Below are 15510 nucleotides of genomic sequence, written 5' to 3'. Positions count from 1 at the left end.
CCATTACAATTATACTCGATGCGGGTGATTGCATCCAAGACTAAAGAAGCTTAGAAACAGAAATCCCCACTATACCTATAGCTTAGATAGTGGGGATTCTTTATAGTTATGGTCTGCCAGGATAGCTTCCGTTTATGCAAATGATGTAATTCATAGCTGTCGCAGGATTGGCGGATCGTCCACGCAAGTCGGGTAAAGCAAAGTTTGTTCTTCCGTCACCACCGTATTTGTTGCCTATTAGAGAATACAGTTCTTGATATTGAATAATTGGTAGTAATTGACCATCACAAAGCTTCCAACCCTCAGGCGCTCGATCCATTGGCCATTGTATAATACTCCCCATAAAAATTTCCATATATCTTATACTCCTTTTCGAAATTTTTTTCGTTTTGAATGAGATATTATCTATTCTACTATTTTCACAGGTGCATCTGAAATGTGATGTACATTCCCAGCTGCATCAAGATATTGATAATTTGCTACCCCTGATTTCCAATCTCCTTCTAAAATAATTCTGAACGTTAAAGTAGGAGAATCTGAGCTGTTGTCTACACCAGGAAGAATACTTTCTTGCGTTCCGTTGCCTACCACTAAAATGTGCGTATTATTAGGCATAACGGTCATGTACGTGAAATTTCCTTGTACATGGTACGTGTAGTCAATTGGTGGATTTACTGCTTGGGTGATATGGCCAAGTCCACTAACCAGCTCTTTTGGGGTACTTACAGCTAAATCGAGTTGAAGTAAAGGAGCGCCTAGTTTATCACCTCCGATTTGATAACGGGCAAGAAACAATCCTTCTTGTACATTTGTACTCATTACTTTTTCCCTTCTTTCTCCGATTAATTATAAAATCATAAAAAAGAAACATGAAGTAATATACGTGTGCATAACCAATAGTACACTATTCCTCTGAACAAATTCTGAACAAACCCCATTAAATGTAATATAAATACCGTTAGTCTCTCGTCTTTTTAAAAATTTTTTGATGTTGAATAGGATAGTAGTTTATCTGGTCATTCCAAGTTACTAAAAAAGCCTGACATACTACCCTATAAGGGGTAGTGACAGGGTCGCTATCATAGACTGCAAGGTAGCTCATGATACCTGTGATCTCGCCAGCAAAACGCGAATTTTGTATGCTAAGCGATTTTTTACATAGAAAAAGCCGATTTCCACTATGCTAAGGAAAATCGGCTTTCTTATTTTTCTTTACTCAATAGTCGCACCCGTTAGTTGTTGTCTTTTTCTTCATGATGAATCGTCTATCAATATAGAAAGCTACCAGCGCTGCTAGTATACTAAGCGAAAATAGGATCCCGAAGGCTTCAAAGGAAAACGACCTGCCTTCAAAATTTAGATGTTCGGCACGGTATTCGAGTCGTTTGGCACCATATTTAGCGGTTAGAATATCTTCTTGCTTGGCTAAATCTTCAAGAGGTGCATCGAATACAAATCGGTGCGTCGAATCACTGTGCAAGAAGCGAATCTCTTTTGTGTTGCCCTTTTCGTTCCACTGTTTTACATCCTCCGCAGCTAATGTTTTTGCCTGCGTTCCTGTGACAAACATTTTGTCTAATTTCGGGGCATTTGACATTTGATATCTGGCGATCAGGTTTAGATTATACTTTGTAACGATAGGCTGTTGTGAGCTGGAAATGGTAAACACTTTTGTTGTTCCAGAGTTGGCATAAGTATCAAATATCGCCGTAAGTGCTCCTTCATCCATCCCGTTATACAGCAATACCCCTGTGTTTTTTTTGTTCCATTGGAATGCTAGGTTGAACGAATAAATCAATTCGGTTTGATCAACATAATTAGGGTCTACCTTCGGATTTTTTACGAAATGATAAGAAGGGTAATTCATCTCTTTCGCTATTTTCTCCGCCATAGGTTCGCCTAATTGTTGTGAGATCACATAGAGGACGGCATCAATTCCTGAAGTGAGGGCTGCTGAAGAAACGATGTTCCCGTCTGCGACATAACGCACATCCCTTCTCCATTTTGTTTCAGGATATTTATTGGTTTCCTTAAAATCAAAACTTTTCCAATCGGTAGTTGCTTCTTTCCCTTTTAATAAACCTGTATCGGCCAGATTCAACCCCCCAGCGCAAATACTTAACAACTTCGTATCAGAATGTTTTTGTATCCATTCCCGGATAGGTTTATATTTTGCTTCGTCAACCATAGGCATGGCCGGGATCACAATAAGGTCGGGACTTTTTCCTAATAATCGATCCAGTTCATCAAAAGAATAGTGCGGCATCAGATCCAGACCACCAGAGAGTGTTTTCATGTTTTTGTCCGGAGCAACTGCATATACGTTATAAGCCTCAGTCATCGCAAACATTTCATACGGAATCATAAAATCAATCACTTCTGTCGTCGGATTGGATAAAAGGACAGCTACTGTGGGTTTTTTTGGATTATGTTCAGGCACGCTCAGGCCTTGTAAAGCAGGGATTGGTGTTGGCCGAGTGGGAATCCAATATTCCTGATTAGAGCGAACATACCCAAACGTCCCAATCCCTCCCACAAACACACCGAAACTCAATACATAAACAACCAAACGTAGTAATAATCTCTTCATTTTATTTTCCTCCTTAATACCATGTACTTCCTAACTTACTATACCGGGGCAGGGTATAAAGATGTTTGGAAATAATCAAATTCATCACCAAGTATTAATTAATACCACAATTATTTACCATATTTATGTACCTACTAAAAGATAATACTATACCCACCTATGGTATGTAAAGTGGGGTTTTGTTATGACTTTTTTTATTTTCCTCCTGATTATCCTCCCTTAGCAGTACTATGGGTAGTACCAGAAAAACTGCTACGAACCGCAAAGCAACTTCCAGTTTATAGGTTGTTCATGTAACTAAAAGGAAACTTAAACATGTAATTTACGAACCTCGTTGAATATCAACGGGGTTTTACTTTCACTGAAAATACTAGGGAGTAATAAAAATAACGTAGCCCTGTGTTCTCGATCATTGAGAGCACAGGGCTACGTTTGTATTTCCTCGCTATTCAACTTTTCGTTCTCCTTTCCTACTTTAGTTTATATACCTGTACACCCCTAACGATCTCGAGAAGTGTCACACCTTCCTTCTTTCGTTATTCGACTGCTGTGTACATCGCCTTTCCCTATTTACCTGGAGCAAGCATCCATTGAATTTTACCCTCTGCAATCATCGTCATCACATCCATTCAGGTGTAGTGGGTTGAGTAGAAGGTTGTCCACCTGTTGTTGGTGTAAAATAAATATAACAAATATTCTTAATAATTAAAACAACGGAATAGATTGTTTACCTCCTTATATCTCCACATAGCATCTTATTAATCCGTTTATCATTCATTTTCTCTTTTTTTATTTATTTTTACGCTCGCAAAATTGTTTAATCCTCATAATTAGAGCTCTACTACATGCCTATTAACAGAACAATTTTCAGATCTCTAAAATGATAGTAAGCCACATAAATCAATTTACTGGAACTAAAAAAACCTAACATACTACCCTATAAGGGAATATGTCAGGCTCTTTAAAATTACTCTATAAATCTTGCCTCTTTCGTTAAATCAACTCAGACTTTTGTAAAAGTCGCTGAACAATCGCCGCAACCTCTGCTCTCGAGATAAACTCTTTTGGTGCCAGTTGCTGACCATTTCTACCGGAAACAAGACCTGATTGCACGCAATCTGCAACCCCTTCCTTCGCCCACTCCGATGCCTGTTTCGCATCTATGAATGGAAGCAACAGTTCTCCTGCTTCTTTAGGCTGAAGTTTCGCTTGCAGATCGGTGATTTTCATCGCTTTGGCGATAATCGCCATCGCCTGCTCCCGCGTAATCTTGTCATTCGGACGGAATGTGCCATCTGTAAATCCACGGATCAGATTGTACTTGTATGCGGTTTGCACCGCCCCGCTGTACCAATCTGCTGCTTTTACATCCGCAAATGGTGCGACACCATCCTCTTGCTTAATCCCTAACCCACGAACCATGATTGCCGCAAACTCTGCACGCGTAATATCCTGGTCCGGATTGAAGAGATCATGACCGACGCCGCTGATCACCATCCGTGAACCCATGTCATTCACCGCATTCTTCGCCCAGTGTTTCTCGACATCTTTAAACTCGAGAGGATGCCAGACAACCGAATACGTACTGTTTGTCAAACTATTGATTTTGGCAAAATACTTACCATCAATGACAACGATCTTAGTCGGTACATGACGAGCGGTTCCATCCGGGTCAACAACGACGCCTGTTGTGATTTTGTTCGGGTCTATCCCATCCGGAATGGCAATGGTTCTTTCTACGTACGCATTGAACTTGGAGACATTAATTGTTTTATCCCCATATGTTCCTTTTACCGTGAAATTGACAGGTGGGGCTACGATCGTAAACTCACCTTTTGCTGCGGAGTTTTCCACGATCTTCGCCGTTTCCGCTGTCGGTTTGGAAATCTCGATCTTTACTTTAATGTCTTGCAGGTTCACACTCTTGCCGATTTGCTCGGATACGGCGTCAATGTTGATCTGCTGGGCAGGTAGCGTATACGATGCCTTCTCGGTTTTGATTTCCACAACCGCCTGCTTTTGTTCCATGTTTTTGACCATCTGGCCGGTCAATTCTCCAACGAGAATGTCGGAGTTCGTCTTCACCGGAATCGTGATGACCGCATGCTGACCTTCCGCTTCCAACTTAGCATCCAGCTTTTTCGGATCAACCGCAATCGTTGTTACGGTCTGGTCATTCACTTTGGATGCTGTGGCGATTCCCGCATTTTCAACTTTCCCGTTGACAAGAACCTCAACCCCGGTGGTAGGTGCACTCGGAGTACTTGGGGTGGAAGGCTGTGCAGGTGTACTGCTTCCGCCACTACCACCAGAAGATGCCGGCTGTACTGTCACTAGGCACGTTGCCGTTTTGTTGCCGTCTACTGTTTTGACGGTAATCGTAGTCGTTCCCGCCGCCTTTGGTGTTACCACTCCATTTGCATCTACTGTCGCAACTGATTCATTGCTTGATGACCATGTGACCTGCTTGTTTGTCGCATCTGCTGGAAGTACAGTCGCCATTAATGTACCTGTTGCCCCACCAACTTTTAAATTGAGACTAGGTTTATCAAGTACAATACTCGTAACTGCAGTAATACTCGTGGTCCACTTCGCATACAACGTCGTATTTTCCGTAATCACAGTCGTAAACGCAAACGCATTCGTCAACCCCGCGTCACTGTACCAACCGCCAAACGTATTCCCCGCTTTCGTTGGCGCTGTCGGCTCACTCGCTGTTCCTCCATGTGCCACCGTCTGGTTCGCTACCGTACTTCCCCCGTTGCTGTTGAATGTCACCGTATAGTCATTCGATGTCCACTTCGCATACAACGTCGTATCTCCCGTAATCGTGGTACTAAAGCTGAACGCATTCGTCAATCCTGCGTCACTGTACCACCCGCCAAACGTATACCCCGCTTTCGTCGGGTCTGTCGGCTTACTTGCTTGGTTGCCATGCGCTACCGTCTGGCTCGTTACCGCGCTGCCTCCGTTGCTGTTAAACATGACCGTATAGCTATTCGCCGTCCACTTCCCATACAACGTCGTATCTTCCGTAATTGTCGTACTAAAGTTGAACGCATTCGTCAAGCCCGCGTCACTGTACCAGCCGCCAAACGTATACCCCGTTTTTGTCGGCGCTGTCGGCTCACTCGCTGTTCCTTCATGCACCACTGTCTGGTTCGTTACCGCACTTCCTCCGTTGCTGTTAAACGTGACCGTATAGCTATTCGCCGTCCACTTCGCATACAACGTCGTATCTCCCGTAATCGTGGTACTAAAGTTGAACGCGTTCGTCAATCCCGCGTCGCTGTACCATCCGCCAAACGTATTCCCCGCTTTTGTCGGGTCTGTCGGCTTACTTGCTTGGTTGCCATGCGCTACCGTCTGGCTCGTTACCGCGCTTCCTCCGTTGCTATTGAATGTCACCGTGTAGTCATTCGATGTCCACTTCGCATACAACGTCGTATCTCCCGTAATCGTGGTACTAAAGTTGAACGCGTTCGTCAATCCCGCGTCGCTGTACCATCCGCCAAACGTATTCCCCGCTTTCGTCGGATCTGTTGGCTTACTTGCTTGGTTGCCATGCGCTACCGTCTGGCTCGTTACCGCGCTGCCTCCGTTGCTATTGAATGTCACCGTGTAGTCATTCGATGTCCACTTCGCATACAACGTCGTATCTCCCGTAATCGTGGTACTAAAGTTGAACGCATTCGTCAATCCCGCGTCGCTGTACCATCCGCCAAACGTATTTCCCGCTTTCGTCGGGTCTGTCGGCTTACTTGCTTGGTTGCCATGCGCCACCGTCTGGCTCGTTACCGTACTTCCTCCGTTGCTGCTGAATGTCACCGTGTAGTCATTCGCCGTCCACTTCGCATACAACGTCGTATCTCCCGTAATCGTGGTACTAAAGCTGAACGCGTTCGTCAATCCCGCGTCGCTGTACCATCCGCCAAACGTATTTCCCGCTTTCGTCGGCGCACTCGGCTCACTTGCTTGGTTGCCATGCGCCACCGTCTGGCTCGTTACCGTACTTCCTCCGTTGCTGCTGAATGTCACCGTGTAGTCATTCGCCGTCCACTTCGCATACAACGTTGTATCTTCTGTAATCGTGGTACTAAAGTTGAACGCGTTCGTCAATCCCGCGTCGCTGTACCATCCGCCAAACGTATTTCCCGCTTTCGTCGGGTCTGTCGGCTTACTTGCTTGGTTGCCATGCGCCACCGTCTGGCTCGTTACCGTACTTCCTCCGTTGCTGTTGAATGTCACCGTATAGTTATTCGATGTCCATTTCGCATACAACGTCGTATCTCCCGTAATCGTGGTACTAAAGTTGAACGCATTCGTCAGTCCCGCGTCACTGTACCAGCCGCCAAACGTATACCCCACTTTCGTCGGCGCTGTCGGCTCACTCGCTGTTCCTCCATGCACCACTGTCTGGTTCGTTACCGCACTTCCTCCGTTGCTGTTGAATGTCACCGTATAGCTATTCGCCGTCCACTTCCCATACAACGTCGTATCTCCCGTAATCGTGGTACTAAAGTTGAACGCATTCGTCAATCCCGCGTCGCTGTACCATCCGCCAAACGTATTCCCGGCTTTCGTCGGATCTGTCGGCTTACTTGCTTGGTTGCCATGCGCTACCGTCTGGCTCGTTACCGTACTTCCTCCGTTACTGTTGAATGCTACTGTATGAGTAGGCGTTACTTTCCCATTCGTAAAGGTAGTTGTGAAAGGAATTTGGTTAGCATCCTTTATAACGGAATTCGACACATCGATATTAACTGGAATGACCTCTTCGTCGGATAACACCTTAAATTTGACTACAAATAATTCTCCTGCTGTTGTAATCGGCGTTGTGTAATTATCAAATATACCTAAACTTTCATCCTCTCCCCAAAAATTTTTACTATTCCGTTTATCAACCGCTTCTATGAATTGTAGCTTAGCAATATCATAGTCTAGCGTGAAGAGATAATTATCAATTCCTAATGATGGTGTATCAATCGAAATGGGAATTTCAACAATCGTTCCTTTAGCACCCGAGCTACTTCCAACAGTCACTGAAACTAATGGCTGATTCGTCGTCCACTTCGCATATAGCGTTACATTCGTACTTCCTATTAGGAACGTATCGCCTAATGCATAACTTGTTCCACTTCCATTTGATGCTGTATTCCAGCCTGCAAACGTGTACCCCGACTTCACCAGACTCTCCGTGTTTCCTTTTACGGTTACCGTGTCCCCGGACGCATAGCTACCGACATCCGTTGGCACGCTTCCTCCCGTACTTCCGTTGCCGTTATACGTCACCGTGTACGTGGCTGTGTTCGAGTTCACCGTTACCTTCGCCACGCTACTCGTGACCGTTGCTGTTTTAGTTCCCGCTACACTATTGTTCGTGTTTGTCACTACTACATAGTAGTACGTCGTTCCCGCTGTGCCCGTCAGTGGTGCATACGTTGCGTTCGTCGCTCCGGTAATGGCTGTGCCTCCACTGTTGCTGTTTGTATTGTTGCTGTACCACTGATAGCTCAACGTCCCTCCGTCACTCACACTTGCCGCAACACTCAGAGACGTGGAATCTTCCACGTTCACTGTTTTGTCCGCTGGCTGCGTACCAATGCTTGGCATTGCCGCATTTGGATCGGTGACAATAAGATCATCAATTTCTAGCTTAATTGTGGTCTTCGCATAAATTCGAAACTCATCAATATTTTGCCAAGCGGAATCACTCGATACATCGACCGAGAAAAAACTACCAGATATGGGATTGAATGATTTTTCAGCCCCTGCTACAGGTTTCCCCCCAAGATACCCTACGACTTTATATTGATCCGCAGTACCATTCCGCTCGATGACTTGAAAAGAAAGAAGTTTGAAAGCTCCTCCTGTGTTTGATTGAACACAAGCATACTCATTCGCAGCAGCTCCCACGGTCCCCGTGAATAACAAGTCATTCGTCGTGTTAGGACTTACCTGTTTAATTTGGGTCCTAGGCGTCCCCCCTGCAGTACTAACCATGCTAAACGTCCAATCACCTATGATCCGCGGTGATGTAGTTGCTGAATCAGTCGGTATAGTATTAAAATTCTCACTATTAGGTGTCGTTGCCGCGTAAGCCGGTTTCGGGTAAAACACCAATTGTACTGGTAATGCAAGAGTCATCACCATGCAAAGCAAGGACAACCATATCATCCCTTTAAAGGATGACTTTCTTTTTACCATAGCGGCCCCCTCCCTTACTTGTAATAGTAATACCAAACATACAAAGCGTTACCTTTAAATAAGTAAAAATTTTCATTTTGAACCCTATTGAGCTGTCTCCCATTCCTCAAAACAAGGATCAGGGAGTCCATTGCATTTCGCAATAAACTCCTTTGTCTTCAACCATTTCAAATCCCAATCGCTCATAGAGAGCCCGCGCCGAACCGTTATGCCAGGCGACTTGCAGACACACCTTTTTCCTGCAGTTCGCGGCCTCTTGCAGTATGTCTTCCAGCAAACTTCTTCCGATTCCCATGCTGCGGAATTCAGGAAGGAGTGCAATCGCTAGAATTCGATACGCTTCCTGCCCTCTGTGCACATTAAATCTCCCAATGGGTTGTTCATTCAAAAAGATCACGCGTACATCAGCATCAGGAAAGTGCGTCTTTAAAAAATACTGCTCGGCCAGAAACTGTTGTCGAACGAGTACGCTCTTGGCATCGTCCGGGATTGGCATGTTCTGTAAATCCGGGCTACTGTTGAAAAAAAGATGCAGAAGAATCGTCTCATCCACTTCTTCAACAGTTCGCAAGGTTACTACGTGTTCGAACATTATGGGCGCGGTGGATACAGACCCTCTACACAAATGATGTAATTGATGACTTGGTACGGCTGCATGTTGGTGAACGATTGTCCGTTACCGCTTACTGCCGTAGTTCCGCTGACCGTAGTCGTCACATTCATCGTTGCCGTCATCATTGTGGGAGCACTTGTGTTGTAAATGTTTGCCACGTCACCCGTTGAATCTTTAGCCACGGAAAGGCTGGTGTTCGCAGCAGGCGTATTAGTCGTCGGCACGCTTGTATTCGCAGGCGCCCCTACGCTTACATTCGCAGTACCGGAAAAAGTATGATTATGCGCCGGTAGTTGGTTGATGGTCAGCGTTGAACTCTCAGCACCTCCGCTAGTACCAATGACAAAGTTGGTATTGCCTGGTTGTTGCCCCATCCCAACGGGAACTCGCCCGCGCAAGTCCGGCAAATTAAAGGTAGCACTGCCATTGCCACCGTACTTGATACCAAGCAAGGAATACAGCACTTGATATTGATTGATGTTCAACTGTCGACCATCACACGGCAACCAACCCACTGGTGCCCAGTCCAATGCCCACGGCAAAATCGTCCCAACAAAAGCTTCCATTTTTACACATCCCCTTTTCGATTTAACTACTACATGTTATAAGTAAAGTAAAAACAAAATACCTAAAATTCAAAAAATACAAATGTTACACTTGTGGTACTTATTTGATAGTTATCCCCCCCTTTATACTCTTGTGAACATCTTTTTATTCTATCAAATCGTTCTAAACAAATTCTGAACAAAAGCCATTAAATGTAATACAAATTACATTAGTCTATCGTATTCTCGGAAATTTTTTCGTGTTAAATAGGATATTAGTTTATGTGATCATTTCAAGTTACCTAAAAAAGCCTGATATACTACCCTATAAGGGAATATGTCAGGCTTTTATTTACATCCTCTATTAATCCCAAATCAGATTTCACAGCACTCCCAACTGCAACAGCAGCTCCTACTCCTACAGCTACCGAAACCCATGCTGACGCACTTACCGTATCCAAAGCCGTAGCCACTCCGGTAGCCACGGTAGCAGCAGCACCTGCCAAAGCTGAGATTCCTCCCTCTATATATGTGGACAAGCCCATGTTCAGCTTCATTAGCAAGCGTTCTGATATGCACATGATGCAATAATCATATGTATTGGGCAAAAAACATAAAAATAGCCAACCTGAGCATGTAGGCACCATCTTCCTTACAATGACTTACAACACAACTTCATCTTATCAAACCGTTCTGAACAAATTCTGAACATTTAGGCCGCTATATCTAGTGCTTCATAGTAATGTTAGGCAGTTATCGGAAACGTGCATATATTTGACGAGCTTCATCCAGCGCTTCTTTTATGTCTGTCAAATTAAGATCTGATTTGCTAAGTTGATACTGATAAACACTTAAGAATGCATTATAATCAAGTGCTTGTAAGTTAACCGCTGACTTGACCGCAACAAAAGCAGAGATCTTCTCGATTTTATTCGCGAGTGATTTAATGTTAATTTCCGAATACCACCCACGCAAGTCGATACGAATAATAGATTCCCCCTCGGTCATGACATAGTATCTCTTCAATACGTTAGAGTTGACCCCACTTTCATTCAGAAACCTGGTCACTTCACCTGACATCAGATTACCGACCTCATCGATAACTTTTTCGTTCCCTTTTGTAACAAAATTTCTGAGTGATTCTTTTACATTTTCAAGTATATGTTTCGCTGACTCCTCCGTATAAGTATGTATTCTAGTCATTTTTGAAGTGATATGATTGATTGGAATGGTTCGATTTTCTGTCGTTTCGAGGAGAGACTCTTTAATTTCCTGTTCAAAAATTGTAGCTTTGCTCCTTGCAAGATCATCCAGCGTTATGATAAGTTGCTTCTGCATTTCTCCTAATTCCGAAAAAGTATCCAGTTCCTTAAATACATTGTAAATAAGCCCCATTCTTAGCTCCCCCTTTATTTTTTAAAAGAATATTCGAAACAAATACTAGAAGCAAGGAGTATTTTTTACATTTTCACCAGGCTTAGTACATACTAGGGAGTATATAAAGGTCATAATTAAAAAGCCAGACATACTACCCATAAGGGAATATGTCTGGCTTTTTAAAATTACTCTATAAATTTTGATTTTAATCCCTATTGCTCTTTCTTCCATTCCCAAAAACAAGAATCAGGGAGTCCATTGCATTTCGCAATAAACCCCTTTGTCTTCAACCATTTCAAATCCCAATCGCTCATAGAGAGCCCGCGCCAAACCGTTATGCCAGGCGACTTGCAGACACACCTTTTTCCTGCATTTCGCAGCCTCTTGCAGTATGTCTTCTAGCAAACTTCTTCCGATCCCCATGCTGCGGAATTCAGGAAGGAGTGCAATCGCCAGAATTCGATACGCTTCCTGCCCTCTGTGCACATTCAATCTCCCGATAGGCTGTTCATTCAAAAAAATCACGCATACATCAGCATCAGGAAAGTGCGTCTTTAAAAAATATTGCTCGGCCAGGAACTGTTGTCGAACGAGTACGCTCTTGGCATCGTCCGGGATTGGCATGTTCTGCAAGTCCGAGCTACTGTTGAAAAAAAGATGCAGAAGAATCGTCTCATCCACTTCTTCAACAGTTCGCAAGGTTACTACATGTTCAAACATTAGGGACGCTGCGGATACAGACCAACTACACAAATGATGTAATTGATAACTTGATACGGCTGCATGTTGGTGAACGATTGTCCGTTACCGCTTACTGCCGTAGTTCCGATGACTGTAGTCGTCACATTCATCGTAGCTGTCATCATCGTGGGTGGGTTTGTATTATAAATGTTCGCCACGTCACCCGTTGAATCCTTAGCTACGGAAAGGCTCGTGTTCGCAGCAGGTGTATTAGTTGTCGGTGCATTTGTATTCGCAGGTGCCCCTGCGTGTACGTTCGCAGTACCGGAAAAAGTATGCGCATGCGCCGGCAGTTGGTTGATGGTCAGCGTTGAATTCTCATCACCTCCGTTAGTACCAATGACAAAGTTGGCATTGCCTGATTGTTGCCCCATTCCAATCGGTACTCGACCACGCAAGTCCGGCAAATTAAAGGTAGTCGTGCCATTACCGCCGTACGTGAAGCCAATCAAGGAGTACAGCGCTTGATATTGATTGACGTTCAATTCTCGACCGTCACACGGCAACCAATTTCTTGGTGCCCAACTCACTGACCATGGCAGAATTGTTCCAATAAAAGCGTCCATTTTTACACATCCCCTTTTCGATTTAATTACCATATGATAGTAACATGAACTACAACATAGCATCTCATAATATAGAAAATTTTCTGACATAAATTACTTATCAGATCTATTTAACATAGACACCCCCTCTATACTCTTGCGACCACTTCTTCATCTTATCAAACCGTTCTGAACATTTTCTCAACATTGAGTTAATATGAGTAGATGAAAGAGAGCCCATCGAAAAAAGAACGCGATACGGATGACTATATCCAATAAGCAAATTAGAAAAAGGTTATCCCGCAAGCGATTCAACCAACTGCTTGCAGGATAACCCTATTCATCTTTTATTTCTTTTTATCTTTAACTCAAGAAGGTAAGAACCTTCCCTCACATATTCCTGTAACAAGTTCATCGATCTTTAAGTTAAAGATAACATCTTCTACTTGCAATTTAAACTTTCTTTCATCAGGTTCATAGATCATGTCATACCCATTCACTTGATACAAAATTACCGTATTTCCCTTCAAATCAGCATTACGTTTTATTTTATATAGAATAACAAATAGTTTTCTCCATATGAGTGCATATGGATCTTTTTGCTGTATAGAAACCAATTCCAATATTACTTCACTTAACACATCGGTCCCACCTATACCTATCATTTAATTCTACTGTCATATTTTTTTGTAATAGCGTAAAATTACTCCATTTCCTTAAACCAAACACATAATACAAACGAAGCCCTGTGCTCTCAATCCAACAGAGAACACAGGGCTTCGTTATTTTCGTGCGTTTATATGATGCGGTCGGCGAGACTCGAACTCGCACGATCATGGATCACTACCCCCTCAAGATAGCGTGTCTGCCAATTCCACCACGACCGCAAAATCTATATAAATGGTGGGCCTAGGCTGACTCGAACAGCCGACCTCACGCTTATCAGGCGTGCGCTCTAACCAACTGAGCTATAGGCCCGTGGCGGAGAAGGAGGGATTCGAACCCTCGCACGGTTTAACCCGTCTACTCCCTTAGCAGGGGAGCCCCTTATAGCCACTTGGGTACTTCTCCACACTTTATATAAATGGGCGACCGATGGGAATCGAACCCACGAGTGTCGGAGCCACAATCCGATGCGTTCACCACTTCGCCACGGCCGCCACAGAATAAAGATAATGGCGGAGGGAGCAGGATTCGAACCCGCGTGGGCTTGCACCCTAACGGTTTTCAAGACCGCCCCGTTATGACCACTTCGGTATCCCTCCGCATGTATGAAAATGGCAGGGGCAGTAGGAATCGAACCCACACTGGAGGTTTTGGAGACCTCTGTTCTACCGTTAAACTATGCCCCTATAATAAAGTAGCGGCGGAGGGGATCGAACCCCCGACCTTACGGGTATGAACCGTACGCTCTAGCCAGCTGAGCTACACCGCCATATTTAGATATAAAAATGGTCGGGAAGACAGGATTCGAACCTGCGACACCCTGGTCCCAAACCAGGTACTCTACCAAGCTGAGCTACTTCCCGATATACAATATGGCGTGCCCGGAGAGACTCGAACTCCCAACCTTCTGATTCGTAGTCAGACACTCTATCCGATTGAGCTACGGGCACATATGAAATAGATGAAGCGGGTGATGGGAATCGAACCCACGTATTCAGCTTGGAAGGCTGATGTTCTACCATTGAACTACACCCGCAATATGGTACCGATGGTCGGGGTCGAACCGACACTCCAGAAGGAACACGATTTTGAGTCGTGCGCGTCTGCCAATTCCGCCACATCGGCAAGGGACGTGAAGGAGGTACCCGGATTTGAACCGGGGAATAAAGGTTTTGCAGACCTTGGCCTTACCACTTGGCTATACCTCCAGAAATACAAAGAAAAGCGGACAACGAGACTCGAACTCGCGACCCCGACCTTGGCAAGGTCGTGCTCTACCAACTGAGCTATGTCCGCATTGTATGGTGCGGGTGGAGGGACTTGAACCCCCACGCCGAAGCGCTAGATCCTAAGTCTAGTGCGTCTGCCAATTCCGCCACACCCGCATATTGTATTCACCTTGTAAAAAATGGTGAGCCATACTGGACTCGAACCAGTGACACCCTGATTAAAAGTCAGGTGCTCTACCAACTGAGCTAATGACTCATACTACTGGCTGGGGTACCTGGATTCGAACCAGGGAGTGACGGAGTCAAAGTCCGTTGCCTTACCGCTTGGCTATACCCCAATAAAACTGGTGGAGGGGGACGGATTCGAACCGCCGAACCCACAGGGAGCGGATTTACAGTCCGCCGCGTTTAGCCACTTCGCTACCCCTCCAAAAACAAAAAGAACAATTGATATGGTAAATATGGTGCACCTTTCAGGCACTACAGTCCCATTCTAACAGGGAAGCCTATTCGGCGTCGGAAGAATGTAAGGAATGATGCCGGCGAAAGGACTTGAACCCTCAACCCCCTGATTACAAGTCAGGTGCTCTACCAGTTGAGCTACACCGGCGACGTACAGGATGTGCTAGGTTCTGCGTTGCTCACAGGACGTGAGCGCTTTTAGCAGAACTTCCTCTCGGGTGAGAGGTCCGTCTACTTCTTTGAATAAATGGCGGAGCCGACGGGACTCGAACCCGCGACCTCCGGAGTGACAGTCCAGCGTGAACTCCAACTTCACCACGGCTCCGCATATATTTGGTTGCGGGGGCAGGACTTGAACCTGCGACCTTCGGGTTATGAGCCCGACGAGCTGCCAACTGCTCCACCCCGCGATAATACGATTTATAGAAGAAATATGGTGGAGGATGACGGGATCGAACCGCCGACCCTCTGCTTGTAAGGCAGATGCTCTCCCAGCTGAGCTAATCCTCCGACGCACAAGGATGTGCTAGGTTCT

The 15510-nt window shown here is 44.9% G+C and carries 11 protein-coding genes and 21 tRNA genes; all 32 read right to left on the bottom strand.

The features are described 5' to 3' along the window. Nucleotides 1–106: 106 nt before the first annotated feature. Entirely contained in the window at nucleotides 107–355 is a 249-nt protein-coding gene (locus CB4_RS04655) for a phage tail protein (protein WP_096463780.1), read from the bottom strand. Nucleotides 356–405: 50 nt separating this feature from the next. Continuing rightward, on the bottom strand, nucleotides 406–819 hold the full coding sequence (locus CB4_RS04650; protein WP_096463779.1) for a DUF1842 domain-containing protein: 414 nt from the start codon (nucleotides 817–819) through the stop codon (nucleotides 406–408). A gap of 397 nt (nucleotides 820–1216) precedes the next feature. Next, a complete protein-coding gene (locus tag CB4_RS04645; RefSeq protein ID WP_096463778.1) occupies nucleotides 1217–2590 on the bottom strand; it encodes a DJ-1/PfpI family protein in 1374 nt (457 codons plus the stop codon). Nucleotides 2591–3583: 993 nt separating this feature from the next. After that, the gene (locus tag CB4_RS21410) at nucleotides 3584–8797 is read right to left on the bottom strand and encodes an InlB B-repeat-containing protein (RefSeq protein ID WP_231956145.1); all 5214 of its coding nucleotides are present in this window, start codon (nucleotides 8795–8797) and stop codon (nucleotides 3584–3586) included. 118 nt (nucleotides 8798–8915) lie between these two features. Further along, complete coding sequence (locus tag CB4_RS04620) at nucleotides 8916–9389, bottom strand: GNAT family N-acetyltransferase (RefSeq protein WP_096463777.1); 474 nt, start codon at nucleotides 9387–9389, stop codon at nucleotides 8916–8918. Then, on the bottom strand, nucleotides 9389–9976 hold the full coding sequence (locus tag CB4_RS04615) for a phage tail protein (RefSeq protein WP_096463776.1): 588 nt from the start codon (nucleotides 9974–9976) through the stop codon (nucleotides 9389–9391). The genes CB4_RS04620 and CB4_RS04615 overlap by 1 nt, the downstream gene beginning before the upstream one ends. A gap of 299 nt (nucleotides 9977–10275) precedes the next feature. Next, complete coding sequence (locus CB4_RS04610) at nucleotides 10276–10512, bottom strand: hypothetical protein (protein WP_146226616.1); 237 nt, start codon at nucleotides 10510–10512, stop codon at nucleotides 10276–10278. A gap of 196 nt (nucleotides 10513–10708) precedes the next feature. Next, nucleotides 10709–11350, bottom strand: coding sequence for a hypothetical protein (locus CB4_RS04605; RefSeq protein WP_096463774.1), 642 nt, complete (start codon nucleotides 11348–11350; stop codon nucleotides 10709–10711). A 228-nt stretch (nucleotides 11351–11578) separates the two neighbouring features. After that, entirely contained in the window at nucleotides 11579–12052 is a 474-nt protein-coding gene (locus tag CB4_RS04600) for a GNAT family N-acetyltransferase (RefSeq protein WP_096463773.1), read from the bottom strand. Next, nucleotides 12052–12639, bottom strand: a complete 588-nt coding sequence (locus CB4_RS04595; protein WP_096463772.1) for a phage tail protein — start codon at nucleotides 12637–12639, stop codon at nucleotides 12052–12054. Before CB4_RS04595 ends, CB4_RS04600 begins: the two co-directional genes overlap by 1 nt. 347 nt (nucleotides 12640–12986) lie before the next feature. Beyond that, nucleotides 12987–13259, bottom strand: coding sequence for a hypothetical protein (locus tag CB4_RS04590; RefSeq protein ID WP_096463771.1), 273 nt, complete (start codon nucleotides 13257–13259; stop codon nucleotides 12987–12989). 163 nt (nucleotides 13260–13422) lie between these two features. Beyond that, a tRNA-Leu gene (locus CB4_RS04585) sits at nucleotides 13423–13505 on the bottom strand. Nucleotides 13506–13519: 14 nt separating this feature from the next. Further along, nucleotides 13520–13596, bottom strand: a tRNA-Ile gene (locus CB4_RS04580). Between the two features lies 1 nt (nucleotide 13597). Next, nucleotides 13598–13689, bottom strand: a tRNA-Ser gene (locus CB4_RS04575). A gap of 16 nt (nucleotides 13690–13705) precedes the next feature. Beyond that, nucleotides 13706–13778 (bottom strand) — tRNA-His (locus CB4_RS04570). A gap of 16 nt (nucleotides 13779–13794) precedes the next feature. Then, nucleotides 13795–13883: transfer RNA gene (locus tag CB4_RS04565), tRNA-Ser, on the bottom strand. A gap of 13 nt (nucleotides 13884–13896) precedes the next feature. Continuing rightward, a tRNA-Trp gene (locus CB4_RS04560) sits at nucleotides 13897–13970 on the bottom strand. 9 nt (nucleotides 13971–13979) lie between these two features. Next, nucleotides 13980–14053, bottom strand: a tRNA-Met gene (locus CB4_RS04555). A 17-nt stretch (nucleotides 14054–14070) separates the two neighbouring features. Next, nucleotides 14071–14147: transfer RNA gene (locus CB4_RS04550), tRNA-Pro, on the bottom strand. A 10-nt stretch (nucleotides 14148–14157) separates the two neighbouring features. Beyond that, nucleotides 14158–14234: transfer RNA gene (locus CB4_RS04545), tRNA-Arg, on the bottom strand. Nucleotides 14235–14249: 15 nt separating this feature from the next. Next, a tRNA-Gly gene (locus CB4_RS04540) sits at nucleotides 14250–14320 on the bottom strand. Between the two features lie 4 nt (nucleotides 14321–14324). Continuing rightward, nucleotides 14325–14409: transfer RNA gene (locus CB4_RS04535), tRNA-Leu, on the bottom strand. 11 nt (nucleotides 14410–14420) lie between these two features. Next, nucleotides 14421–14492 (bottom strand) — tRNA-Cys (locus tag CB4_RS04530). 15 nt (nucleotides 14493–14507) lie between these two features. Beyond that, nucleotides 14508–14580: transfer RNA gene (locus tag CB4_RS04525), tRNA-Gly, on the bottom strand. Nucleotides 14581–14586: 6 nt separating this feature from the next. Further along, nucleotides 14587–14669: transfer RNA gene (locus tag CB4_RS04520), tRNA-Leu, on the bottom strand. Between the two features lie 24 nt (nucleotides 14670–14693). Continuing rightward, nucleotides 14694–14769 (bottom strand) — tRNA-Lys (locus tag CB4_RS04515). Between the two features lie 7 nt (nucleotides 14770–14776). Further along, nucleotides 14777–14851: transfer RNA gene (locus CB4_RS04510), tRNA-Gln, on the bottom strand. A 7-nt stretch (nucleotides 14852–14858) separates the two neighbouring features. After that, a tRNA-Tyr gene (locus CB4_RS04505) sits at nucleotides 14859–14943 on the bottom strand. A gap of 107 nt (nucleotides 14944–15050) precedes the next feature. Continuing rightward, nucleotides 15051–15123, bottom strand: a tRNA-Thr gene (locus CB4_RS04500). 100 nt (nucleotides 15124–15223) lie between these two features. Beyond that, nucleotides 15224–15300, bottom strand: a tRNA-Asp gene (locus tag CB4_RS04495). A gap of 9 nt (nucleotides 15301–15309) precedes the next feature. Continuing rightward, nucleotides 15310–15385 (bottom strand) — tRNA-Met (locus CB4_RS04490). Nucleotides 15386–15409: 24 nt separating this feature from the next. After that, nucleotides 15410–15485, bottom strand: a tRNA-Val gene (locus CB4_RS04485). Nucleotides 15486–15510: the final 25 nt, after the last annotated feature.

The organism is Aneurinibacillus soli, from assembly GCF_002355375.1.
Taxonomy (GTDB): domain Bacteria; phylum Bacillota; class Bacilli; order Aneurinibacillales; family Aneurinibacillaceae; genus Aneurinibacillus; species Aneurinibacillus soli.
Note: the sequence above shows the minus strand (reverse complement) of the source record. Positions and strands in the feature narration are given on the sequence as shown.